The 21,716-nt window shown below is 71.4% G+C and carries 26 protein-coding genes and 1 tRNA gene; 17 read left to right on the top strand and 10 right to left on the bottom strand.

Annotation, left to right across the window (positions count from 1 at the left end; all coding sequences use genetic code 11):
• Window positions 1-6 precede the first annotated feature (6 nt).
• A complete protein-coding gene (locus PD653B2_RS11605; protein WP_085872542.1) occupies window positions 7-1,263 on the bottom strand; it encodes an MFS transporter in 1,257 nt (418 codons plus the stop codon).
• A complete protein-coding gene (locus PD653B2_RS11600; protein ID WP_085872541.1) occupies window positions 1,260-1,676 on the bottom strand; it encodes a MarR family winged helix-turn-helix transcriptional regulator in 417 nt (138 codons plus the stop codon). Before PD653B2_RS11600 ends, PD653B2_RS11605 begins: the two co-directional genes overlap by 4 nt.
• Before the next feature lie 66 nt (window positions 1,677-1,742).
• Between PD653B2_RS11600 and PD653B2_RS11595 the strand changes: the two genes are divergently transcribed.
• On the top strand, window positions 1,743-2,267 hold the full coding sequence (locus PD653B2_RS11595; protein WP_085872540.1) for a DUF1697 domain-containing protein: 525 nt from the start codon (window positions 1,743-1,745) through the stop codon (window positions 2,265-2,267).
• Here the strand turns inward: PD653B2_RS11595 and PD653B2_RS11590 are convergent.
• Window positions 2,239-3,495: an MFS transporter gene (locus PD653B2_RS11590; RefSeq protein ID WP_242665250.1), complete on the bottom strand. Its 1,257-nt coding sequence runs from the start codon at window positions 3,493-3,495 to the stop codon at window positions 2,239-2,241. The genes PD653B2_RS11595 and PD653B2_RS11590 overlap by 29 nt on opposite strands.
• Window positions 3,496-3,759: 264 nt before the next feature.
• On the opposite strand from PD653B2_RS11590, the gene PD653B2_RS11585 reads away from it, so the two are divergent.
• A complete protein-coding gene (locus PD653B2_RS11585) occupies window positions 3,760-4,764 on the top strand; it encodes a type IV toxin-antitoxin system AbiEi family antitoxin domain-containing protein (RefSeq protein ID WP_085872539.1) in 1,005 nt (334 codons plus the stop codon).
• 92 nt (window positions 4,765-4,856) lie between these two features.
• Here PD653B2_RS11585 and PD653B2_RS11580 read toward each other — a convergent pair whose 3' ends face one another.
• The 3 genes from PD653B2_RS11580 to PD653B2_RS11570 are packed head-to-tail and all read right to left on the bottom strand — an operon-like array spanning window position 4,857 to window position 7,519.
• Window positions 4,857-5,627, bottom strand: a complete 771-nt coding sequence (locus PD653B2_RS11580) for an enoyl-CoA hydratase (RefSeq protein ID WP_085872538.1) — start codon at window positions 5,625-5,627, stop codon at window positions 4,857-4,859.
• On the bottom strand, window positions 5,620-6,195 hold the full coding sequence (locus PD653B2_RS11575; protein ID WP_085872537.1) for a nicotinamidase: 576 nt from the start codon (window positions 6,193-6,195) through the stop codon (window positions 5,620-5,622). Before PD653B2_RS11575 ends, PD653B2_RS11580 begins: the two co-directional genes overlap by 8 nt.
• Window positions 6,196-6,211: 16 nt before the next feature.
• Window positions 6,212-7,519, bottom strand: coding sequence for a nicotinate phosphoribosyltransferase (locus tag PD653B2_RS11570; protein ID WP_207559525.1), 1,308 nt, complete (start codon window positions 7,517-7,519; stop codon window positions 6,212-6,214).
• A gap of 18 nt (window positions 7,520-7,537) precedes the next feature.
• Between PD653B2_RS11570 and clpS the strand changes: the two genes are divergently transcribed.
• The 7 genes from clpS to PD653B2_RS11535 all read left to right on the top strand — a co-directional run bounded on the left by clpS (window position 7,538) and on the right by PD653B2_RS11535 (window position 11,779).
• Window positions 7,538-7,837, top strand: a complete 300-nt coding sequence (gene clpS / locus PD653B2_RS11565) for an ATP-dependent Clp protease adapter ClpS (protein WP_085872643.1) — start codon at window positions 7,538-7,540, stop codon at window positions 7,835-7,837.
• Between the two features lie 7 nt (window positions 7,838-7,844).
• On the top strand, window positions 7,845-8,429 hold the full coding sequence (locus tag PD653B2_RS11560; RefSeq protein WP_085872536.1) for a DUF2017 domain-containing protein: 585 nt from the start codon (window positions 7,845-7,847) through the stop codon (window positions 8,427-8,429).
• Window positions 8,429-8,896, top strand: coding sequence for an NUDIX hydrolase (locus PD653B2_RS11555; RefSeq protein ID WP_085872535.1), 468 nt, complete (start codon window positions 8,429-8,431; stop codon window positions 8,894-8,896). The genes PD653B2_RS11560 and PD653B2_RS11555 overlap by 1 nt, the downstream gene beginning before the upstream one ends.
• Window positions 8,897-8,914: 18 nt before the next feature.
• A complete protein-coding gene (locus tag PD653B2_RS11550) occupies window positions 8,915-9,346 on the top strand; it encodes a Mov34/MPN/PAD-1 family protein (RefSeq protein ID WP_085872534.1) in 432 nt (143 codons plus the stop codon).
• Between the two features lie 25 nt (window positions 9,347-9,371).
• The gene (locus PD653B2_RS11545; RefSeq protein WP_085872533.1) at window positions 9,372-9,662 is read left to right on the top strand and encodes a MoaD family protein; all 291 of its coding nucleotides are present in this window, start codon (window positions 9,372-9,374) and stop codon (window positions 9,660-9,662) included.
• Window positions 9,663-9,742: 80 nt separating this feature from the next.
• A complete protein-coding gene (locus PD653B2_RS11540) occupies window positions 9,743-10,693 on the top strand; it encodes a PLP-dependent cysteine synthase family protein (RefSeq protein ID WP_085872532.1) in 951 nt (316 codons plus the stop codon).
• A gap of 108 nt (window positions 10,694-10,801) precedes the next feature.
• Window positions 10,802-11,779 carry a ribose-phosphate diphosphokinase gene (locus tag PD653B2_RS11535; RefSeq protein WP_085872531.1) on the top strand — a complete coding sequence of 326 codons (978 nt, stop codon included), beginning with the start codon at window positions 10,802-10,804 and terminating at the stop codon, window positions 11,777-11,779.
• A 92-nt stretch (window positions 11,780-11,871) separates the two neighbouring features.
• Here the strand turns inward: PD653B2_RS11535 and PD653B2_RS11530 are convergent, their stop codons facing one another.
• Window positions 11,872-12,918, bottom strand: coding sequence for an alkaline phosphatase family protein (locus PD653B2_RS11530; RefSeq protein WP_085872530.1), 1,047 nt, complete (start codon window positions 12,916-12,918; stop codon window positions 11,872-11,874).
• Between the two features lie 92 nt (window positions 12,919-13,010).
• Between PD653B2_RS11530 and murI the strand changes: the two genes are divergently transcribed.
• A complete protein-coding gene (murI, locus tag PD653B2_RS11525; protein ID WP_089503948.1) occupies window positions 13,011-13,838 on the top strand; it encodes a glutamate racemase in 828 nt (275 codons plus the stop codon).
• A gap of 64 nt (window positions 13,839-13,902) precedes the next feature.
• Complete coding sequence (locus tag PD653B2_RS11520) at window positions 13,903-14,661, top strand: MBL fold metallo-hydrolase (RefSeq protein WP_085872528.1); 759 nt, start codon at window positions 13,903-13,905, stop codon at window positions 14,659-14,661.
• 40 nt (window positions 14,662-14,701) lie between these two features.
• On the opposite strand, the gene PD653B2_RS11515 is transcribed toward PD653B2_RS11520, so the two are convergent.
• Together PD653B2_RS11515 and PD653B2_RS11510 are read right to left on the bottom strand one after the other, a co-directional pair.
• A complete protein-coding gene (locus PD653B2_RS11515; protein ID WP_085872527.1) occupies window positions 14,702-15,376 on the bottom strand; it encodes a response regulator in 675 nt (224 codons plus the stop codon).
• A gap of 55 nt (window positions 15,377-15,431) precedes the next feature.
• The gene (locus tag PD653B2_RS11510; protein WP_085872526.1) at window positions 15,432-16,592 is read right to left on the bottom strand and encodes a sensor histidine kinase; all 1,161 of its coding nucleotides are present in this window, start codon (window positions 16,590-16,592) and stop codon (window positions 15,432-15,434) included.
• A 130-nt stretch (window positions 16,593-16,722) separates the two neighbouring features.
• On the opposite strand from PD653B2_RS11510, the gene PD653B2_RS11505 reads away from it, so the two are divergent.
• From PD653B2_RS11505 to PD653B2_RS11480, 6 genes are all read left to right on the top strand, one after another.
• Window positions 16,723-17,625: an ABC transporter ATP-binding protein gene (locus tag PD653B2_RS11505; RefSeq protein WP_085872525.1), complete on the top strand. Its 903-nt coding sequence runs from the start codon at window positions 16,723-16,725 to the stop codon at window positions 17,623-17,625.
• A complete protein-coding gene (locus PD653B2_RS11500; RefSeq protein ID WP_085872524.1) occupies window positions 17,622-18,431 on the top strand; it encodes an ABC transporter permease in 810 nt (269 codons plus the stop codon). Before PD653B2_RS11505 ends, PD653B2_RS11500 begins: the two co-directional genes overlap by 4 nt.
• Window position 18,432: 1 nt before the next feature.
• Window positions 18,433-19,236, top strand: a complete 804-nt coding sequence (locus tag PD653B2_RS11495) for an ABC transporter permease (protein WP_085872523.1) — start codon at window positions 18,433-18,435, stop codon at window positions 19,234-19,236.
• Window positions 19,237-19,371: 135 nt separating this feature from the next.
• The gene (gene rph, locus PD653B2_RS11490; RefSeq protein ID WP_085872522.1) at window positions 19,372-20,100 is read left to right on the top strand and encodes a ribonuclease PH; all 729 of its coding nucleotides are present in this window, start codon (window positions 19,372-19,374) and stop codon (window positions 20,098-20,100) included.
• On the top strand, window positions 20,097-20,720 hold the full coding sequence (rdgB, locus tag PD653B2_RS11485; protein ID WP_085872521.1) for an RdgB/HAM1 family non-canonical purine NTP pyrophosphatase: 624 nt from the start codon (window positions 20,097-20,099) through the stop codon (window positions 20,718-20,720). The genes rph and rdgB overlap by 4 nt, the downstream gene beginning before the upstream one ends.
• Window positions 20,717-21,304 carry a lysophospholipid acyltransferase family protein gene (locus PD653B2_RS11480; RefSeq protein WP_085872520.1) on the top strand — a complete coding sequence of 196 codons (588 nt, stop codon included), beginning with the start codon at window positions 20,717-20,719 and terminating at the stop codon, window positions 21,302-21,304. Before rdgB ends, PD653B2_RS11480 begins: the two co-directional genes overlap by 4 nt.
• 19 nt (window positions 21,305-21,323) lie before the next feature.
• On the opposite strand, the gene PD653B2_RS11475 is transcribed toward PD653B2_RS11480, so the two are convergent.
• Window positions 21,324-21,408, bottom strand: a tRNA-Leu gene (locus tag PD653B2_RS11475).
• Between the last annotated feature and the right edge of the window lie 308 nt (window positions 21,409-21,716).

Below are 21,716 nucleotides of genomic sequence, written 5' to 3'. Positions count from 1 at the left end.
GAGCGGTCAGGCGAGATCGCCGACCAGCTCCGCCTCGGCCTCGGCCACGCTGTGGCCTGCAGGGGAGTCCCCGTGCAGGGCTCGGCCGATGGTGCGGGTGCCCGCAGCCAGGATGACCACCCCGATCCCGACGGCGATCGCGCCGAACCAGAACGGCGCGTGCACGCCGACGTGCTCGGCCAGCTTGAGTGCGACGTAGGGGCCCATGGCGCCACCGGTGAAGCGGACGAAGGAGTACGCCGCGGACGCGACCGGCCGCTCGACCGGGGCCGCTCCCATCACGGCCTCGGTGACCAGGGTGTTGATGACGCCGAGGAAGGCGCCGGCCACGATGATCGCCGTGGCGACCGCTGCCTCACTGGTCGTGAAGACGGCCATCGCGACCAGGTCGAGCCCGAAGAGCACGAGCATCGCGAGCAGCGTCGGCAGCGTGCCGAAGACGCGCTGCAGCCGCGGGGCGACCGCGACCGAGGTGAGGGCGAGCAGGATGCCCCAGCCGAAGAACGTCCAGCCGATCTGCATGATGTCGAAGCTCGGCAGCGCGAACGGGCCGGCGGCGAGCAGCGTGAAGAAGCCGAGGTTGTAGCAGATCGCGACCAGCGCGATCAGCAGCAGCGCGGGGTGCCGCAGGGCGCGGAACGGGTCGGCCAGCGACGTACGGCGTCCTCGGGGCGGCGTGGCCGGCAGGAAGAAGGCGGTCCCGACCAGGGCGATGGTCATCAGGACCGAGACGCCGAAGAACGGCCCGCGCCAGGACTGCTCACCGAGCAGCCCGCCGATGAGCGGGCCGGACGCGATGCCGAGACCGAGGGCCGCCTCGAACAGGATGATCGCCTGGGCGACGGAGCCCCGGGAGGCGCTCACGATCGTGGAGAGGGCGGTGGCGACGAAGAGCGCGTTGCCGAGGCCCCAGCCGGCGCGGAAGCCGATGATCGCGCCCACGCTGTCGGACGAGCCGGCGAGCGCGGCGAAGACGATGATGAGGACGAGGCCGGTGAGCAGCGTGCGCTTCGGGCCGATCCGGCTGGACACGACGCCGGTGACGAGCATCGCGACGCCCATGATCGCCATGTAGCTGGTGAACAGCAGCGACACCTGGCTCGGCGTCGCCTCGAGCTCGGCCGCGATCTCCTTGAGGATCGGGTCCACCAGGCCGATGCCCATGAACGCGATCACGCAGGCGAAGGCGACGGCCCACACCGCGCGCGGCTGCTTGAGGAAGGAGCCCGCCTCGGGCTCGGTGGTGGAGGAGAGGTGACTCACGAGGTGCCTTCCTGGAGGATCCCGCGGAGCACGGCGACGGCCGTGGCGAGGTCTTCGGTAGTGAGGTCGGGGTGCTGGGCGACGAGGGCGGCGACGCGCTCACCGTGCCGACGGCGGACGCGACGCAGCTCGTCGCGACCGGTGTCGGACAGGGTGACGACGGTGCCGCGGGCGTCGTCCGGGTTGGGCTTCTTGGTGACCCAGCCGCTCTCGACGAGCTGGGCGACCGCCGCCGACATCGTCGGCTGCGAGCAGCGGTCGAGCTCGGCGAGCTGGGTGATGCCCAGCGGGCCGTGCTCGTCGAGGAGGGAGATGATCCGGGTCCCGGCGGGCAGCTCGAGATCGCGCCGTACGGCGCGCACGAGCCGGGCCGCGTGGACGACCAGGTCGCTGGCGAGCTCGGTGTCGGACACGTCTCCAGATTACATAGGCAACCTATGTAGTGCTCCGTGAGCCGGCTCACGAGGCAGGATGCGCGCATGGCGACGTACATCGCGTTCCTCCGGGCGATCAACCTCGGAGCGAAGCGCAAGTTCCCCAAGGACGCGATCAGGGCGGCGGTCGAGGAGGCCGGGTTCACCGAGGTCGAGACGTACATCAACACCGGCAACGTCCGACTCGAGAGCGCGCTGCGGTCGCGGGCGAAGGTCGAGGCAGCACTGGAGAAGGCGTTCGCCGACGACCGCGGCTTCGAGGTGCCGACGATCGTCTTCACGCCGAAGGAGCTGAGGGCGATCGCCGACGAGGCGGAGTCGTTCGGCCACGGCGGCCGGCACTACGTCTCGCTGCTCAAGAACCCGCCGACCGCCGCGGCGATCAAGGCGGTCGAGGCGGCCGGTTCGGCGGACGAGGTCGCCCGGGTCGGCGGTCGCGCCGTGCACCTGCTGCTGGGGGCCAACTACCACGAGGCAAAACTGACCAACGCGGTCATCGAGAAGCACCTCGGGGTCGCGACCAACCGCAACCTGACGGTGATCAGGAAGCTGGCGACGACGTGGTGCTGACCCGCGGCAGGGTGCGGACCGACCGCGAGAGCAGGACCGAGAGCGCCCCGACGAGGTAGACCACGCCGCCGACGAGCAGCACCTCCTGGATGCCGAACGCCGATGCGAGCGGGCCGAAGGTGAGCTGGCCGACCGGGATCGCGACGAACGAGCCGAGCATGTCGTACGAGTACGCGCGCGCCAGCATGTCGTCGGGCACGTTCTCCTGCATGGCGAGGTTCCACCCGAGACCGAAGACCTCGATGCCCATGCCGGCCAGGACCGCGGCGGCCATCACGGCGACCGTGTGCGGGTAGGCACCCATCACGATCAGCGGGACACCGAAGAACGCGACGCCGACCATGCCGACCAGCAGCGGCCGCTGGAGCGGGAACCGCAGCAGCACCAGGCTCATGACGAGCAGCCCGACCGCTTGTGCGGACATGATCAGGCCCCAGCCGTGCGCCCCGATCGAGGTGTCGTGGGCGAGCACCGGCCCGAGGGTGTCGAGCCCCCCGGCGTGGATCGCGTTGAGGAAGCCGAACGCGAGGACCACCACCCACAGCCAGGTCGTGCTGCGGACGTAGTGCCACCCCTCGCGCAGCTCGCGGACCATCGACGGCTGGATCCCGGTGTGGGCGCGACCGGGGAGACGCACCGGCGCCAGCAGCACCGCGGCGACCAGCCAGGTCAGGGCATCGGCCGCGAGCGCCCAGCCCGGGCCGATCGTCACGACCAGCACCGCGGCGACGCTCGGGCCGAGGACGGCCAGCGCGTTGCGGCACAGCGAGGTGAGCACGTTGGCGGCCTGCAGCTGGTCGCGGGGCACGAGCGCCGGCACGACGCCGGCGAGGGCCGGCATGCTGATCGCCGACACCGTGCCGTTGAGTGCGCTGAGCGCCACGAAGTGCCACAGCTCGGCGTGGCCCGTCACCAGGAGCACGGCGAGCAGTCCCTGGGTCAGGCCCGCGCAGACGTTGGCGACCTGGATGACCACGGTGCGGCCGAATCGATCCGCGATCACACCACCGGCCAGCAGGAAGACCACCTGCGGGATGCTGCGCGCCGCCAGCACCAGCCCGAGTGCGCTTGCGGAGTTGCTCACCTCGAGCACCGCGAAGGCGAGTGCGACCGGGGCCATCGTCGTACCGGTGAGGTTGACGAGGCGGGAGAGGAAGAACCAGCGGAAGCGTCGTTCCCGCAGGGGCGCGAGAGCGGGACCGGACGTGAACATCTCGTGGCGGATCATGTCACCTCCGGTGTCGAGGCTCTCGTTGGTGGACGGACCGGACGCGCCGCGCCGATTTCCTCCTCCGCCGCCTCCGCCCGCTCGCTGTAACGCGGGGTTAGGACCACTGGTGACCCCGTTCTAACGGGTTCACAGAGGGTCTAACCCCGCGTTACAGCTGCGGGGGCGGGCCGGCGGCCATCCACAGGGGACGAGGGTGCGGGGTCGTCCACAGGAGCAGTGATGGCGCCGGCGGGCGAGGGTGCATGTCGCCGACCGTGAAGCATGCAGCCTCGTTTCGCCTACTACCTGACCCACCAGCACGGACTGATCCTGCGCCGGCAGGCGATCGCGGCCGGGATGACGCCCAAGGAGATCGCGGCCCTTCTCCGCCGTGGAGAGTGGGTCGCGGTACGGCGCGGTGTCTACACGACCCGAGCACACTGGGACTCGCTCGATCCGTACGTGGGTCGGCCGAGGCTCGAGGTGTGGGCGGCCACGCTCACGACGCGGACGCCGCACATGATCAGCCACGACTCGGCGGCCTACCTCCACGGTCTGCCGATCCTCGAGGCCCGACCGCGGCTGGTGCACGTCACCCGGGTGGGCGTGCTCGGTGGCCGGACGCGGCATGGGATCAAGCACCACAAGGCACCGGTCCGCACGGGGCTCATCGACTTCGTCGACGACCACGCCGTGCTGAACGTGCCGCGCACGGTGGCCGACATCGGTCGGGAGCACGGCCTGCGGCACGCGATCGTGGCGGCGAACTCCGCCCTGCGGGCCGGCGAGACACGGCGCGCCCTGAGTGCCGCCGTCGGCGACATGACCAGCTGGCCGTACGTGACGGTCCCGCGCCTCGCGGTCGAGTGGGCCGACGGCCGGTGCGAGAGCCCGGGCGAGGACCTCACCATGTTGATGCTCAAGCAGCTCGGTGTCGGCTACGTCCAGCCTCAGTTCGGCCTGCAGGAGCACGGCCGCGTGGCGTGGGTGGACTTCCGGATCGGCCGCCATCTCGTGGAGTTCGACGGACAGCACAAGTACCAGCCAGTCGAGGCGGGCGGGTACGCCGACGCGTCTCCGGACGAGATCATCTGGCGCGAGAAGCAGCGCCAGGACTGGCTGTGCGGGTTCAAGCTCGGCATGTCCCGCGTGGTGTGGTCCGAGGTCCAGCCTGACTCCTGGGAGGCCACGCAGCTCAGGTTGCACCGCGAGATCCGCGACACCGACGCCCGGTTCGGAACGTCGATCGACGACCTCGCGCCGTACGTGATCCGACGCCCGCGCTGAGACCGCGCCCGCCAGCTGTAACGCGGGGTTAGGACCACTGGTGACCCCGTTCTAACGGGTTCATAGAGGGTCTAACACCGCGTTACAGCGGGTCAGTCGCCGTGGAAGTCGGGCTTCCGGCCGGACGCGAAGGCATCGAGACCCTCGGTGAAGTCGCGGGTGGTGAAGAGCGCGCGCTGGCCGGAGTGCTCGCGGTCGAGGGCGGCCTCGAGGTGGGGGAGCGTGGCGGCGTTGATGGCCTTCTTCATCCCGGCCAGCGCGAGAGCGGGCCCGGAGGCGAGCCGCCCGGCCAGGCGGGCGACCACGGCAGGGAACTCCCGGTCCGGGGCGACGTGCGTGATCAGCCCGCACGCGAGCGCATCGGCGGCCGACAGCGGCTCGGCCAGCAGCGCCATCCGCATCGCCCGCGCCCGCCCGATGGACGCCGCGACGGTCGCGGACGAGCCGCCGTCGGTCATCAGGCCGATCCGCGAGAAGGGCAGCAGGAACGCCGCCGACTCGGCGGCCACGATGATGTCGGAGGCCAGGGCCGCCGAGCAGGCCACGCCGGCGGCGACGCCGTTGACGGCCGCGAGCACCGGCTTGTCGAGGCCGACCACCGCGCGGATCACCCGGTTGGCGCCGTCCATGGTCTCGACCGGGTGCTCCGGTGCGAGGCGCAGCGACGCCATGTCGGCGCCGGCGCTGAAGCCCGCACCGGTGCCGGTGATGACGACGACTCGTACGTCGTCGCGGGCCCGGGCTTCCTCGAGCGACGTGGCGAGCGCCACCATCATCGGGCCGTCGACGGCGTTGAGCACCTCGGGCCGGTTGAAGGTCAGCCACAGGACGCCGTCCTCGGTGCGGACCTCCAGGTCAGTCAACGCTCACCCCCGCCGACCGCAGCTCGGCGAGGGCCGCGGCCGAGGTCTCCGGCGCGACACCCGCGCAGAGCGAGGTCAGCACCCGGGTCGTGAAGCCGGCGGCCAGCGCGTCGAGCGCCGTCGCCCGCACGCAGTAGTCCGTGGCGATGCCGCACACGTCGACCTCGGTGACCTGGTGCGACCGCAGCCAGTCCGCGAGGGCGACGCCGTCCGCGGTCCGTCCCTCGAAGCCCGAGTACGCAGCCGCCTGCTCGCCCTTGAGGAAGACCGCGTCGAACGGCTGCGGGTCGAGGTTCGGGTGGAAGGCCTCGCCCTCCGTGCCGACCTCGCAGTGCACCGGCCACGAGTCCCGGAAGTCCGGCGACGCGGACCAGTGCGCGCCGGGCGCGACGTGGTGGTCCTTGGTCGCCACGACGTGGTCGTAGTCGGGCTTCTCCGGGTCCTGGGCCGACCAGTGGTGGAGCACCTCGGCGATGTCGGCAGCGACCCGAGCGCCCCCCGCGACGGGTAGCGACCCGCCCTCGCAGAAGTCGTTCTGGACGTCGACGATGATCAGCGCGCGACTCATCCTCCGAATCTACCGGTCACGAGAGGAGGGTCGGGATGACCGGTTCGCCCTTCGACATCTGCTGGACCGCCACCGGCAGCTCGTCTCGTACGGCGAGGTGACGCGCCCGCGCGGACTCCAGCGGCTCGCGCCCGACGGCCTCCCCGGCCCGCACCAGCGGGACCAGCAGCGACCGGTCGTCACCGTCGTCGACGGGCGGGCGCCCGATCCCGACCACCTCCAGCTCCGCGACCCCCGACGCGGAGCGCCGGCGCAGCGCGTACTTGCGTCCCCCCACCGACGTCTTGTCCGGGCTCCGCTTCGCGACCGGCGCCAGCTCACCGCTCGCGTCCTCGCGGGACACCAGCTTGTAGACGAAGCCGCAGGTCGGGTGGCCGCTGCCGGTGACCAGCTGCGTCCCCACGCCGTACCCGTCCACCGGCGCGGCCGCCAGCGCCGCGATGGCGAACTCGTCGAGGTCGCTGGTCACGATGATCCGCGTCCCGGTCGCGCCGAGTGAGTCCAGCTGGGCACGCACCTCGTGCGCGAGTACGCCGAGGTCGCCCGAGTCGATCCGCACCGCACCGAGCGACGGGCCGGCCACCGACACCCCCAGCGCGACCGCCTCGGCGATGTCGTAGGTGTCGACCAGCAGCGTCGTGCCGGCGCCCAGCGAGTCGACCTGGGCCCGGAACGCGTCGGCCTCGGAGTCGTGCAGCAGGGTGAAGCTGTGGGCGCTCGTCCCGGTGCTCGGGACGCCGTAGCGGTGCCGCGCGGCGAGGTTGGACGAGGCGGTGAAGCCGGCGACGTACGCCGCCCGCGCGGCGGCGACCGCCGCCTCCTCGTGGGTGCGCCGCGAGCCCATCTCGATGCACGGGCGGTCGCCGGCGACCAGCGTCATCCGCGACGCCGCCGACGCGATCGCCGAGTCGTGGTTGTAGATCGACAGGAGCACGGTCTCGAGGAGCACGGCCTCGGCGAACGTCGACTCCACGATCAGCACGGGGGAGTGCGGGAAGTACGCCTCGCCCTCGGCGTAGCCCCAGACGTCGCCCGAGAAGCGGTACGACGCCAGCCACTCCAGCGTCGGGGCGTCGACGACGTCGGTCAGCGCCTCCAGGACCGAGGCGTCGAAGCGGAACGCCTCGATCGCGTCGAGGGCGCGCCCGACGCCGGCGACCACGCCGTAGCGGCGCCCCTCGGGGAGCCGCCGGGGGAAGAGCTCGAACACCGCGCGACGGTGCGCGGTGCCCGACCGCAGCGCCGCCTGGAGCATCGTCAGCTCGTAGTGGTCGGTCAGCAGAGCGGTGCTGGTCGTCGGGCTCGGTGTCGGGGAGTTGGCCACGGGTGACAGTGTGCCAACATGGGAAACGTGTCCGCCCCCGTCGAGGTCGAGCCGACCCTCACTCCCGACGAGATCACCCAGTCGGCCAAGCCGTGGGTGACGATCGTGTGGAACGACCCGGTCAACCTGATGTCCTATGTCACCTACGTGTTCCAGAAGTACTTCGGCTACCCGAAGAAGAAGGCCGAGAAGCTGATGATGGAGGTCCACGAGGACGGCAAGTCCGTCGTCAGCAACGGGACCCGCGAGGAGATGGAGCGCGACGTGCAGGCGATGCACGAGTACGGCCTGTGGGCGACGATGGAGCACGCTGAATGAGCCGGTCATGAGTGGCTTCCACCGCCATCGCCGCAGCAAGCTGATCATCGCCAACTTCACCGGCTTCGAGGCGGACCTGCTGCGGTCGCTGGCCTCCCAGCTGGTCGAGCTGCTGCGCAACGAGGCGGCCGTCCCGCGCGACGACGTCGACCCGTTCGAGGCGATGATGGACTTCTCCGGGCCCACGCAGGAGCCCGACGACCCGGTCCTCGCGCGGCTGTTCCCCACGGCGTACCCGAAGGACGAGGAGTCGGCGGCCGAGTTCCGTCGCTTCACCGAGGGCTCGCTGCGCGACGGCAAGGCCGCGGCCGCGGTCGCGATCATCGACGGCGTCGAGGAGGCCGGGCTGCCGCCCGAGCTCACCGAGGACGGCCTGATGATCGACGTGGAGCTCGACGAGCCGACGGCCGAGACGTGGATGCGGTCCTTCACCGACCTCCGGCTCGCGCTCGCGACCCGGCTCGGCGTCGAGGAGGACGACGAGGCCTACTGGCTGTCGCTGCCGGACGACGACCCGCGCGCCCAGGCCCACGACATCTACGAGTGGGTCGGCTACCTCCAGGAGACCCTGATCCAGGCGTTGAGCGCCTGATGCCGATCCCCCCGTTCGTCGTCGAGCTCCGCAGGCTGGTCGGCACCCACGAGCTGTGGCTTCCCGCCGTCACCGCGGTGATCCTGCGCGGCGACGAGGTGTTGCTCACCAAACGCGCCGACAACGGGGAGTGGGCGCCCGTCACCGGCATCCTCGACCCCGGGGAGGAGCCGGCGGTCGGCACCGCCCGTGAAGCGCTCGAGGAGACCGGCGTCGTCGTGAGCGTCGACCGGCTGGCGTCGGTGGGCGCCAGCCCCCAGGTCGAGCACGGCAACGGCGACCTCGGCGTCTACCTCGACCTGACCTTCGCCTGCACCTGGGTCAGCGGCGAGGCCCGGGTGGCCGACGACGAGAACACCGAGGTGCGGTGGTGGCCGGTCGAGGCGCTGCCCCCGATGTCGGGCTGGCTCCGCGAGCGGATCGACGACGTCCTCGCGGGTGAGACCGCGGCGAGGTTCCGCCGCTGAGCCTCGTAGGCTGGTCCGGTGCTGACCATCGACCAGGCGACGTACGACGCGATCGTCGCCCACGCCAAGCGCGACCACCCCGACGAGGCGTGTGGCGTCGTCGCCGGCCCCGAGGGGAGCGACCGCCCCGAGCGGTTCGTGGAGATGGTCAACGCCGCCGGCTCGCCGACGTTCTACGAGTTCGACTCCACGGACCTCTTCCAGCTCTACAAGGAGATGGACGCGAACGACGAGGAGCCCGTCGTGGTCTACCACTCGCACACCGCCACCGAGGCCTACCCGAGCCGCACCGACATCGGCCTGGCCAGCGAGCCCGGAGCGCACTACGTGCTGGTGAGCACGCGCGAGCACGGGAATAACGAGGGCCCTGTGGAGTTCAGGTCCTACAGGATCGTCGACGGCGAGGTGACCGAGGAAGAGGTCACCGTCGTGGACGAGCTGCCCCGCTAGAAGAAGCAACCGAGGAGAGAACCAGATGGCCATCGAGGTCAGGATCCCGACCATCCTGCGCACCTACACCGGCGGCGAGAAGGCCGTGACGGCCGACGGTGCCAGCCTGAGCGCGCTGATCGACGACCTGGAGGCCAACCACCCCGGGCTCAAGGAACGGCTCATCGAGAACGGCGACCTGCGCCGCTTCGTGAACGTCTACGTCAACGACGAGGACGTCCGCTTCATCGGCGGCCTCGAGGCCGAGCTCAGTGACGGCGACCAGGTCGTCGTGCTGCCGGCCGTCGCCGGCGGGTCTCGATACGCCCTCGCCTAGCGGCTCGGGCTACTCGACCACCGAAGGAACGCGACGCCCTCGCCTAGCGGCTCGGGCCACTCGACCACCGAAGGAACGCGATGACCCGCTACGACAACCTCCTGGCGTCGGTCGGCAACACGCCGCTGGTCGGCCTGCCGAGGCTGTCGCCGCACCCCGACGTACGCCTGTGGGCGAAGCTCGAGGACCGCAACCCCACCGGCTCCATCAAGGACCGGCCCGCCCTCAAGATGATCGAGGAGGCGGAGAAGGACGGCACCCTCCGCCCGGGTTGCACGATCCTCGAGCCGACCTCCGGCAACACCGGCATCTCGCTGGCGATGGCCGCCAAGCTCAAGGGCTACCGGATCGTCTGCGTGATGCCCGAGAACACCTCCGCCGAGCGCCGCCAGCTGCTCCGGATGTGGGGCGCCGAGATCGTGTCGTCGCCCGCTGCGGGCGGCTCCAACGAGGCCGTCCGGGTTGCCAAGAAGGTCGCCGCCGAGCACCCCGACTGGGTGATGCTCTACCAGTACGGCAACGCCGCCAACGCGCTCGCCCACGAGGAGGGCACCGGCCCCGAGCTGCTCGCCGACCTCCCCGGCATCACCCACTTCGTCGCCGGGCTCGGCACCACTGGCACCCTCATGGGCGTCAGCCGGTTCTTCCGCTCCGCCAAGCCCGAGGTCAAGATCGTGGCCGCCGAGCCGCGGTACGGCGAGCTCGTCTACGGGCTGCGCAACCTCGACGAGGGCTTCGTCCCGGAGTTGTACGACGCCTCGCTGATCGACTCGCGCTTCTCGGTCGGCCCGCGTGACGCCGTACGCCGGGTCCGCGAGCTGCTGGAGCTCGAGGGCATCTTCGCCGGCATCTCCACCGGCGCGATCCTGCACGCCGCGCTCGGGCAGGCGGCCAAGGCCGTGAAGGCGGGGGAGTCCGCCGACATCGCGTTCGTCGTCTGCGACGGCGGCTGGAAGTACCTCTCCACCGGCGCCTACGAAGGCACCGTCGACGAGGCCGAGGAGCGGCTCGAGGGCCAGCTCTGGGCCTGACCGCCCAGCACTCTCCCGCCCGCACCCGGACCGCGGCGGGCTATGGCCGCGGGCCCGTCCGGGGGTTACGGTGGCCACCCCACGCCGGCCCTCCTTCCAGGAGCACTCTTGCGCGAGATCGTCGTCTTCAGCGGCAGCGCCCACCGCCCCCTGGCCACCGCGATCTGCGACGCCCTCGGCCTCGAGCTCTCGTCGGTCGAGGTGACCCGGTTCAGCAACGACTGCCTCCAGGCCCAGCTCCAGGCGAACTGCCGCCAGCGCGACGTCTACATCGTCCAGCCCCTGTCGCCGCCCACGCAGGAGCACCTGATGGAGCTGCTGCTGATGGTGGACGCGGCCCGCGGCGCCTCGGCCGCCCAGATCACGGTCGTCATCCCGTACTACGCCTACGCGCGCTCCGACAAGAAGGACGCGTCGCGGATCTCGATCGGTGGCCGCCTCGTGGCCGACATGCTGGTCGCCGCCGGCGTCGACCGGGTGCTGACGATGACCCTGCACGCGCCCCAGGTGCACGGCTTCTTCTCGGTGCCGGTCGACCACCTCACCGCGCTCGGCGTCCTCGCCGACCACTTCCAGGGCCAGGACCTCACCGACGCCGTGGTGGTCTCGCCGGACTTCGGGAACGCCAAGACCGCCAGTCAGTTCGCCCGCCTGCTCGGGCTGCCCGTCGCGGCCGGCAGCAAGAAGCGGCTCGCCGACGACCAGGTCGTGATCGACGCGATCGTCGGCGACGTGGTGGGTCGCCGGGCGATCATCCTCGACGACGAGATCGCCACCGGCGGGTCGATCATCGAGCTCCTCGACCGGCTCGCCGACCAGGGCTGCACCGAGGCGGCCGTCGCCTGCACCCACGGGCTCTTCGTCGGCAAGGCCCTCGAGCGGCTCCGCGAGCACCCGATGATCACCGAGGTCGTCACCACTGACACGGTGCCACCGCCGGTGGACTGGCCCGAGCTCACCGTCCGCTCGGTGGCCGGTCTCTTCGCCCAGGCGATTGAGCGGATCCACGCCGGTGAGTCGGTCAGCAGCCTCTTCGACGGGGTCGACCCGTCGCTGGGCCCGCCCCAGCCCCGGCTCTTCGACTAGCGGAGACGCGTCAGCGGATCCGCTGATGGTGGTCGAGCGAGCCGCGCGACCGAGGAACGAGGTCGCGACCGGCGTGTCGAGACCGGGCCACGTCAGTGGCTCTCACTGACGGCCAGCGACTGGTCCGCGTCGATCCCGCTGCCCGGCACGGCGCCGAGGCCGAGCAGCATCGCGGCGAGGTTGGCCACGTCGCCGTTGCGCACCGGCTGCTTCCCGGCGTACGACGGCCGCTTCGTGCCCGGGTCGCGGAAGCCCGGGTTCATCGCGTAGAGGTCGCCGGGGTCGACCCCCGCGCCCCAGGCGACGAACGGGATCCGGTAGTTCTCGATGTCCCGGCGCGCCGAGTGGTCGGTCTTGCCGGTGGCGAACCCGTGGTCGGCGGTCAGGATCACGGTCACGTCGCCACCCGCCAGCGCGCGGACCAGGGTGCCGAGCTGCTTGTCGGTCTTCTGCACGGCCGCGACGTACCGGCTCGACATCCCGCCGAACTCGTGGCCGGTGCGGTCCGGCAGCGAGACGTGCAGGAACGTGAACGTCGCCGCCCCGTCGAGCAGGTCGGCCCGGGCCAGGGCGACCAGCTTCCTCTGGTTCTCCCGGACCGTGTAGCTGTCGATGCCGGCCGGCCAGGACCGTTCGTAGAGGCCGAACTTCGTCTTGGTCGAGTAGAGCGCGGTCGACCCGCCGTCGGCGTGCACCACGGAGAAGATCGACGCGACCGGGTGACCGGCCGCACGCTGCACGGTGGTGCCGCGACGGTCGTCGTCCCACGTCACCCCGTGACCGTCGCGGGCGGCGTCGATCCGCCGGCTCGTCATCATGCTCGTGTGGTTGGGCAGGGTCACGGTCTGCTCGAACTCGGTGCGGGCGTTCAGCGTGCCCGCGCCCTCGGCCAGCAGCCGGTGCAGGGTCGGCGCGCCCGTGGCGCCCAGCTGGGTGATCGCCTCCGTGTTGAGGCCGTCGACCGAGATCGCGAGGACGTGCTGGTCGGGCGCCGGGGTCGCGGTGGCACCGGGCGTCGTGCTCGCACCGCGCAGAGCCGCCTCCTCGGGTGCTCCTCCGGCCCGGCCGTCGCAGGCGGTGACCGGGACCACCAGGGCGAGGGCGAGGGCGGCGGTGGCGAGGGAACGGGCGCGCAGCATGCTCCGAACGGTACCCACCGTGACGGCTGTCTCTCGTGACGTGCGTCGCGAGCCCCTGCGCGAGAGCCTCCGACCGCCTAGCCTTGCGTGCTGTGCGCTCAGTGACGACGTCCGTCGAGTCGAGGGAAGCCCCGATCGGCATCTTCGACTCCGGCTTCGGTGGCCTCACCGTGGCCCGGTCGGTCATCGACCAGCTGCCGCACGAGTCGATCGTCTACGTCGGCGACACCGCCCGCCAGCCCTACGGGCCGAAGCCGATCGGCGAGGTCCGCGAGTACGCCCTCGAGTGCCTCGACCACCTGGTCGAGCAGGGCGTCAAGGCGCTGGTCATCGCCTGCAACTCCGCCAGCGCGGCGATGCTCCGCGACGCCCGGGAGCGCTACGACGTCCCCGTGGTCGAGGTCATCTACCCCGCGACGCGGCGCGCGGTCGCCGCCAGCCGGACCGGGCGGATCGGGGTCATCTGCACCCGTGCCACGGCCGAGTCGATGGCGTACGACGACGCCTTCGCCGCCGCCCCGCACGTGCGGCTCTCCACCCAGGCCTGCCCGCGCTTCGTCGACTTCGTCGAGGCCGGGATCACCGGCGGCGACGAGCTGATCGGCGTCGCGCACGAGTACCTCGACCCGCTGATCTCCGAGGGCGTCGACACGGTGATCCTCGGGTGCACGCACTACCCGTTGCTGACCGGCGTGATCTCCTACGTGATGGGCGACAACGTGACCCTGGTCAGCAGCGCCGAGGAGTGCGCCAAGGACGTCTTCAAGATGCTGGTCCGCACCGACCTGATGCGCGACGGCGGCGACGCGTCGTACGCGTTCCTCACCACGGGTGCCCCCGCCGAGTTCGAGACGATCGGGCGCCGGTTCCTCGGTCCCGAGATGGTCGCCGCCTCCCAGTTCGTCGGCGGCCTGGCATGAACACCCCGATCGATGCTCCGCACCCCCGCTTCGCTCCTGCGCGAACCATCGATCGGGGACCCCGTTGAGGCTCACCATCGTCGGCTGCTCCGGCTCCTACCCCGGGCCGCACTCGCCGGCCAGCTGCTACCTGCTCGAGGCCGACGACGCCGACGGCCGCACCTGGCGGGTGCTCCTCGACCTCGGCAGCGGCGCGCTCGGCGCGCTGCACACCTACGCCGACCCGCTGGCCGTCGACGCCGTGCTGCTGAGCCACCTGCACGCCGACCACTGCCTGGACCTCTCCGGCTTCTACGTGATGCGCAAGTACCACCCGACCGGTCCTCAGCCCCGGATCCCGGTGTGGGGCCCGGTGGGCACCGCCGACCGGATGGCCCGTGCCTACGACCTGTCCACCGACCCGGGGATGACCGAGGAGTTCGACTTCCGGGAGTGGGCGGGGTCCGCGCAGGTCGGCCCGTTCGCGATCGAGGCGATCCCGGTGGCCCACCCGGTGCCGGCCTTCGGCCTCCGCGTGTCCGCGGACGGGGTGACCGTCGCCTACAGCGGTGACACCGGGCCGTGCCCGGCCCTCGACGACGTCGCCCGCGACGCGGACGTCTTCCTGGCCGAGGCGTCGTTCATCTCCGGCGAGGACAACCCGGCCGACCTCCACCTCACCGGCACCGACAGCGCCCGGGTCGCCGCCCGCGTCGGGGTCAAGCGCCTGCTCCTCACGCACATCCCGCCGTGGTACGACCCGGAGACCGCGCTCGCCGAGGCGGTCGCGGCGTACGACGGGCCCGTCGAGCTGGCCCGTGCCGGCGCGACGTACGACCTCTGACCACCACCGGCGGCCTCGATCTCCCGACGGCTCCTGGACCTCACAGGTTCAGTCCAGCGTCGTGCACGCAGATCGCGATCTGCACCCGGTTGGTCACCGCCAGCTTGTCGAAGAGCCGCGACACGTGTGCCTTGACCGTGGGCACCGAGAGGAAGAGGTCGCGGGCGATCTCGGCGTTGCTGAGCCCCCGACCGACGGCCAGCGCGACCTCGCGCTCGCGGTCGGTCAGCAGTGCGAGCCGGGCCTCGGCATCGGCGGCGCGGGCGGCGGTGGAGTCGTCGGCGACGTCACCGCGCAGCCGCCGGATCAGGGTGCGGGTGACCGAGGGGGAGAGCATCGGCTCGTCGTCGACGACCCGCCGGATCGCCTCCAGGATCTGCGCCGGCGGGGTGTCCTTGAGCAGGAAGCCGTCGGCCCCGGCGGCCAGGGCCTCGACGACGTGCTCGTCGGCGTCGAACGTGGTCAGCACGATGACCCGGGGCGGGTCCGGGCGGGAGAGCAGCTCACGGGTCGCCTCGAGCCCGTTGAGCTCGGGCATCCGGATGTCCATGAGCACGACGTCCGGGCGCAGCTGACGGGCCAGCGCGACGCCCTGACGCCCGTCGCCCGCCTCGCCGACGACGTCGATGTCGGCCTGGCCCCCGAGCATCAGCCCGAGTGCGGAGCGCACCAAGGGGTCGTCGTCGACGACCAGCACTGACGTCACAGCTGCCACGAGATGCCGGGGTCCCTGCGGGAGCCGGCGCGAAGCGAGCGTCTCCGTGGGGTGGTCATGACGCCCACGGTATCCAGCCGTGCAGCACGAACGTCGAGCCGTCGCGGCCGTGGTCGAGCCGCCCGCCACGCAGCTCCGCCCGCTCGGCGAGGCCGATCAGGCCCAGGCCGGCACCGGGTGTCTGCGTCGGCCCGAAGCCGACCGGGTTGCGGAGCAGGACGTCGATGCCGTGCTCCTCGGACCCGCTCACCTGGACGGTGAGCAGGGCTCCTGGCGCGTGCTTGCGGGCGTTGGTGATGCCCTCCTGGATGATCCGGTAGACGGTCCGGCCGACCGCGTCGGGCACCGACCGGTCGGCCACGAAGTCCTCGAGCTCCACCCGCGCTCCCGACCGCGTCGCGTCGGCGACGAGCTGCGGTAGGTCGGCGTACGTCGGCTGCGGGGCGTGGGACAGCTCGCCGGTGCTCTCGTCGCGGAGCACGCCGAGCACGCCCCGCAGGTCGGTGAGCGCCTCGTGCGCCTGCTGCTGGATCACCCCGGCGCTCGCCCGCATCTCGTCCGCGGTGAGGTCGGTCCGGAAGGTCAGGGCGCCGGCATGCATCGAGACCTGGGAGATGCGGTGGGCGAGGACGTCGTGCATCTCGCGGGCGATCCGGGCGCGCTCGTTGCTGCGCGCCTGGACGATGCGGAGCTCCTGCTCGGCCTCGGCCCGTTCGGCGCGGTTGCGCAGGGTCCAGATCAGCTCGCGCCGGGACCCGACGTACATGCCCCAGCTGAGGACCGCGGCGGTGAAGACCGCGTTGACGAGGAGGTCGAGCCACGCGGGCTCGCCGTTGTCCGTCGGGAAGATCGTGGTGAAGAGCTGGGACGCGGCGAACGCCACGGAGCCGACGACCGCGAGCTCGCGCCACCGTCGCCGGGTCGCGAGCGACGCCAGCGCGAGTACGGCCGGTCCCGCGATGGTGCCGGACACCGCGCTGGCCAGCGCGAGCGCGAGCGCGACCGGCACCGGCCAGCGCCGGCGGAAGAAGACGGCGACGTAGCCCGCGAGCCCGATGAGGAGGTCGGCGAAGAACCAGTACGGGTGGTCGTGGGCCTGCTTCGAGGCCACCGGCAGCCACGCGACCGCGCTGATGGCGAGCATGAGGGAGACGCGCCACACGTGGCTCCACAGCCGCAGGGGCGGCTGGTACTCCTCCGGCGCTGGGCGGTCCACGCCGCCAGGCTAGGCGGCCCTCCGTCCGGCCGCAGGCTCCCACGGTCTGCCGCGACCCCCTACTTTGGTCAGCACCCCTTCATCCGCGTGGCCGATGCGACGGCGCCCGCCGGTCGGGCACAGTGGCCTCATGATTCAGGTCGAAGGACTCACCAGGAAGTACGGCACGTTCACCGCGGTGGACAACGTGAGCTTCGTCTGCCAGCCCGGGAGGGTGACCGGATTCCTCGGTCCCAACGGTGCCGGCAAGACGACCACGATGCGGGTGATGGTCGGGCTCACCCCGCCCACCTCGGGACGGGTGACCATCGGCGGTCACCTCTACCAGGACATCCCCAACCCGGGCCGCCACGTCGGCGTGCTGCTCGACGCCTCGGCCCAGCACGCCGGACGCACCGGCCGCGAGATCCTCGAGCTCGGCGCTCGCACCATGGGCCTGCCGTCGTCGCGCATCGACGAGATGCTCGACCTGGTCTCGCTGAGCCCGGCGGAGTCCAAGCGCCGGCTGCGCAACTACTCGCTCGGCATGAAGCAGCGTCTCGGCATCGCGCACGCGCTGCTCGGCGACCCGTCGGTCCTGATCCTCGACGAGCCGGCCAACGGCCTCGACCCCGCCGGCATCCGGTGGATGCGCGGGCTGCTCAAGGGGTACGCCGAGCGCGGCGGCACCGTGCTGCTGTCCAGCCACCTCCTGCACGAGGTGGAGATCATCGCCGACGAGATGATCCTCATCGGGCACGGCCGGATCGTCGCCCAGGGCGACAAGAAGTCGCTCCTGGCGGGAGCGGTCGGGTCGGGCTCGACGTTCGTCACGGCCCTGGACAACCGCCAGCTGTCCGACGCGCTGGCCGCCAAGGGCTTCGTGGTCGCGAGCGCCGGTGACGGCCTCCGGGTCGAGACCGACCCGGTGGAGGTCGGCCGTACGGCGGCGGAGCACTCGATCGTGCTCACCGACCTGCGCGCCGCCGACGGCGGCCTCGAGGACCTCTTCCTCGAGCTGACGTCCGACACGCAGCGCGAGGTCGTCGCATGAGTGCCACCGCCGTCCCGGGCCTCGGCCACGCGCTGGACCTGTCGTCCACGTCGCCGACGCCGTTCTCCCGGCTGGCCCGGGTCGAGCTGCGCAAGACCTGGGACACCCGCGCCGGGCTGTGGCTGCTGATCTCGACCGCCGTCCTCACGGCCGCGGTCATGGTCATCCAGCTCTCGGTCGTGGTCGCCCAGGACCTCAACGTCTCCTACAACGACTTCCTGACGTCCACGAACTTCTCGATGGCGCTGCTGCTCCCGGTCCTCGGCATCCTGCTGCTGACCAGCGAGTGGAGCCAGCGCACCGCGATGGTGACCTTCTCCCTCGAGCCCCGGCGGCCGCTGATCATCGCGGCGAAGTTCGTGGTCGGGATCGGTCTCGCCGTCGCCGCGGTGGTCATCGCCCTCGTCCTCGCCACGATCTGCAACGCGCTCTACGGGCTGCTGTCGGGCGACGAGGTGGTCTGGGACCTCGGCCTCGCCAACGTGGGCGGGTTCGTGCTGCTCCAGGTGATCGGGATGCTGACCGGCTTCGCGTTCGCCGCGCTGCTGCTCAACTCCCCGGCCGCGATCGTGCTCTACATGGTCTACTCGTTCGTCCTGCCGGGCCTCTTCGGCCTCGGCGCCGCGCTGATCGGCTGGTTCGACACCATCCGTCCCTGGATCGACTTCAACTACGCCCAGGGTCCGCTGGTCGACGCGACGATGACCGGCGAGGACTGGGCGCATTTCGCGGTCTCCGGCTTCGTCTGGCTCGTGGTGCCGCTCGCGATCGGTGTGGCACGCGTGCTGCGCGCGGAGGTGAAGTGACGTGAGCACGACCGCTCCGGGCCTCGGCCACGCGCTCGACCTGTCGTCCACCCGGCCCACGCCGTTCCTCCGGCTGGTGCGCGTCGAGCTGCGCAAGTCCTACGACACCCGCGCCGGGTTCTGGCTGCTCGCCGTGATCGGCTTCCTGGTGCTCCTCACCGAGGGCATCGTGCTCGCCGTCGTGGTCACCCAGGACCAGGCGATGACGTACGGCGACTTCGTCGCGGCCGCGGCCTTCGTCACCTCGATCCTGCTGCCGGTGCTCGGCATCATGCTGGTCACCGCGGAGTGGGGTCAGCGCACCGCGATGGTCACCTTCGCTCTCGAGCCGCGCCGCCCGCTGGTGTTCCTCGCCAAGGCCACCGTCGGGATCATCCTCACCTTCGCGACCATCGCGATGGCGCTGGTCGTCGGGCTGGTGTGCAACCTGCTCTACGGTGCGCTCCAGGGTCCGGCGGACTGGGAGTTCGGGTGGGCCGGCTTCGTCGGCTTCCTGATCACGCAGACGTTCGCGATGCTCGGCGGCTTCGCGCTGGCGACGCTCTTCCTCAACACCGCCGCCGCCATCGTGGTCTTCTTCGTCTACCGGTGGGTGCTCCCGGGCCTGATCGCCCTGGGTGCCGCGCTGATGGCCTGGTTCGACTCGCTGGCGCCCTGGATCGACTTCCAGTCGGCCCAGGGCCCGCTCTACGGCATGTCGCTGGACGGCGGCGAGTGGGGGCACCTGATCGTGTCCGGCATCATCTGGCTGGTGCTGCCGCTCGCCATCGGCATCTGGCGGGTGCTGCGGGCCGAGGTCAAGTAGTCACCCAGCTCTGCACCGGGCATCGACCGACACCTCCCGGCGTCGGCAGCACGACGTACGGCATCGGCGACCCGGTCCCTCGGCGGTGCCGACGGCCCTGTCGGAGGTATCGCAGGGGCGCACTAGGGTCGGGGCATGACAGCAGCACCGCGAGAAGACGGCCGCGCCGACGACGAGCTCCGCCCGATCACGATCACCCGCAACTGGCTCGACCACGCGGCCGGCTCGGTGCTGATCGAGTTCGGCCGCACCAAGGTCCTGTGCGCGGCGTCCGCGTCGCCCGGGGTGCCGCGCTGGCGCAAGGGATCCGGGCTGGGCTGGGTCACCGCGGAGTACGCCATGCTCCCCGCCTCGACGAACACCCGCTCGGACCGCGAGTCGGTCAAGGGCCGGATCGGCGGGCGCACCCACGAGATCAGCCGGCTGATCGGCCGCTCGCTGCGCGCGGTCATCGACTACCAGGCGCTGGGGGAGAACACCATCCAGCTCGACTGCGACGTGCTCCAGGCCGACGGCGGCACCCGCACCGCCGCGATCACCGGGGCGTACGTCGCGCTCGCCGACGCGGTCGCCCACCTGCGCTCCACCGGCGCGCTGACGGGCGAGCCGCTGACCGGCTCCGTCGCCGCGATCAGCGTCGGCATCATCGACGGCGTCCCGCGCCTCGACCTGCCTTACGTCGAGGACGTGCGTGCCGAGACCGACATGAACGTCGTGATGACCGGCGGCGGCAAGTTCGTCGAGGTGCAGGGGACCGCCGAGGGTGCGGCCTTCGACCGGGCCGAGCTCGACGCCCTCCTTGCGCTCGCGGAGAAGGGCTGCGCCGACCTCACCCGGCTGCAGACCGAAGCACTCGGCTCATGACCACCCGGATCTTCCTCGCCTCCCGCAACCGCAAGAAGATCGAGGAGATGGAGCGGATCCTCCGCGAGCACCTCCCCGACATCGAGGTGGTCGGCATCGACGACGTCGACGGCTACGACGAGCCGGTCGAGGACCAGGCGACGTTCGAGGGCAACGCGCTGCTCAAGGCCCGGGCCGGGATGGCCGCGACCGGGTTGCCGTCGCTGGCCGACGACAGCGGCCTGTGTGTCGACGCCCTCAACGGGATGCCGGGGGTGCTCTCCGCCCGATGGTCGGGTCCGCCGCTGGGCTCGAAGTCGGGGCAGGACGCCCGCAACAACGAGCTGCTGCTCGCCCAGCTGGCCGACGTACCCGACGAGCGGCGGGGGGCGCACTTCATGTGTGCGGTGGCGTTCGTCCACCGCGGTGGCGAGGAGTGCGCGAGCGGCACCATGCCGGGCCGGGTGATCCGCGAGGTGCGGGGGAGCGGTGGTTTCGGCTACGACGTGCTCTTCGAGGCCGACGACCGGCCGGGCCTCACGACCGCCGAGTTGTCCGTCGAGGACAAGGACGCGATCTCCCACCGGGGCTGGGCGCTGCGCCGGATGGCGCCGATCGTGGCGCGGATCATCTCGTCATGAGGCGGCACTTCTTCGTCCGCCGCAACCTGGCCCGCCTGCTGCTCAAGGTGTCCCGCTGGAAGACCGTCGGAGAGGTGCCACGCAAGGGCATCCTGGTCGGCGCTCCGCACACGTCCAACTGGGACTGGGTGCTCACCATGCTCCTGGCGTGGGACAACGACGTGCAGATCCGGCTCCTGGTCAAGGAGTCGTTCTTCAAGGGCCCGCTCGCGCCGATCATGCGGGCGAGCGGCGCCGTGGAGCTCGACCGGGACAATCCGGGCGCGACGATCCGGGCGCTGCTCGCCGACGCCGAGACCGACGAGACGTTCCTGCTCGGGATCGCGGCCGAGGGCACCCGCAGCAAGGGCGACTACTGGAAGTCCGGCTTCTACCGGATCTCCCAGCAGACCGGGCTGCCGATCACGCTGGCCTTCCTCGACGGGCCCTCGCGGACCGTCGGCTGGGGTCCGACGTTCGACCTCACCGGAGACGTGGTCGCCGACATGGACCGGATCCGGGCGTTCTACGCCGACAAGACCGGCATCAGGCCGGCGGGCACCACCGTGCCGCGGCTGCGTGAAGAGGGACACGGCGGGAGCTGAGCGCACGCAGCGTCGCATCTGGTGCCGAAGGGGGGATTCGAACCCCCACGCCCTAGGGCACAGGTACCTAAAACCTGCGTGTCTGCCTGTTCCACCACTCCGGCTGGCGGCGCTCAGTCTAGGGATCGGCCCGGTCTCACCTTCGAGGCGGCGTACGTGCCGCGACTGCGCCCGCTGAAGTCGTCCGCCTGAGTGTGGCAGTCGAGCACAGGAAGCGGAGGTTCGCGGCAAGGGCGTTGTGGTGGTCGCCGTCGATGTGTCCGCCTCGAGGCGGAGCGGGCGACCACGCCATCGCCCTGGTGCTGAGGTCGCGCACCGGTGGGATTGCCGGATCTCGGCGAGCACGCGCCGGACTTCTCGCAGAGGACGCCGTTGTGGCTGTTCGCCGGGATCGGCGGCCGACCGGTGAAAC

It is taken from the genome of Nocardioides sp. PD653-B2, assembly GCF_002117935.1.
Taxonomy (GTDB): domain Bacteria; phylum Actinomycetota; class Actinomycetes; order Propionibacteriales; family Nocardioidaceae; genus Nocardioides.
The sequence above is the reverse complement of the archived record's forward strand: the minus strand, read 5'-3'. Positions and strand labels throughout refer to the sequence as shown.

Bases quoted from the DNA above. Each gene is read 5' to 3' on its own strand.
- PD653B2_RS11595 (WP_085872540.1), top strand. From the start codon at position 1,743: ATGGCGACGTACATCGCGTTCCTCCGGGCGATCAACCTCGGAGCGAAG.
- PD653B2_RS11590 (WP_242665250.1), bottom strand. From the start codon at position 3,495: ATGATCCGCCACGAGATGTTCACGTCCGGTCCCGCTCTCGCGCCCCTG.
- PD653B2_RS11585 (WP_085872539.1), top strand. From the start codon at position 3,760: ATGCAGCCTCGTTTCGCCTACTACCTGACCCACCAGCACGGACTGATC.
- PD653B2_RS11575 (WP_085872537.1), bottom strand. From the start codon at position 6,195: ATGAGTCGCGCGCTGATCATCGTCGACGTCCAGAACGACTTCTGCGAG.
- clpS (WP_085872643.1), top strand. From the start codon at position 7,538: ATGGGAAACGTGTCCGCCCCCGTCGAGGTCGAGCCGACCCTCACTCCC.
- PD653B2_RS11560 (WP_085872536.1), top strand. From the start codon at position 7,845: ATGAGTGGCTTCCACCGCCATCGCCGCAGCAAGCTGATCATCGCCAAC.
- PD653B2_RS11555 (WP_085872535.1), top strand. From the start codon at position 8,429: ATGCCGATCCCCCCGTTCGTCGTCGAGCTCCGCAGGCTGGTCGGCACC.
- PD653B2_RS11545 (WP_085872533.1), top strand. From the start codon at position 9,372: ATGGCCATCGAGGTCAGGATCCCGACCATCCTGCGCACCTACACCGGC.
- PD653B2_RS11540 (WP_085872532.1), top strand. From the start codon at position 9,743: ATGACCCGCTACGACAACCTCCTGGCGTCGGTCGGCAACACGCCGCTG.
- PD653B2_RS11530 (WP_085872530.1), bottom strand. From the start codon at position 12,918: ATGCTGCGCGCCCGTTCCCTCGCCACCGCCGCCCTCGCCCTCGCCCTG.
- PD653B2_RS11505 (WP_085872525.1), top strand. From the start codon at position 16,723: ATGATTCAGGTCGAAGGACTCACCAGGAAGTACGGCACGTTCACCGCG.
- PD653B2_RS11500 (WP_085872524.1), top strand. From the start codon at position 17,622: ATGAGTGCCACCGCCGTCCCGGGCCTCGGCCACGCGCTGGACCTGTCG.
- rph (WP_085872522.1), top strand. From the start codon at position 19,372: ATGACAGCAGCACCGCGAGAAGACGGCCGCGCCGACGACGAGCTCCGC.
- rdgB (WP_085872521.1), top strand. From the start codon at position 20,097: ATGACCACCCGGATCTTCCTCGCCTCCCGCAACCGCAAGAAGATCGAG.
- PD653B2_RS11480 (WP_085872520.1), top strand. From the start codon at position 20,717: ATGAGGCGGCACTTCTTCGTCCGCCGCAACCTGGCCCGCCTGCTGCTC.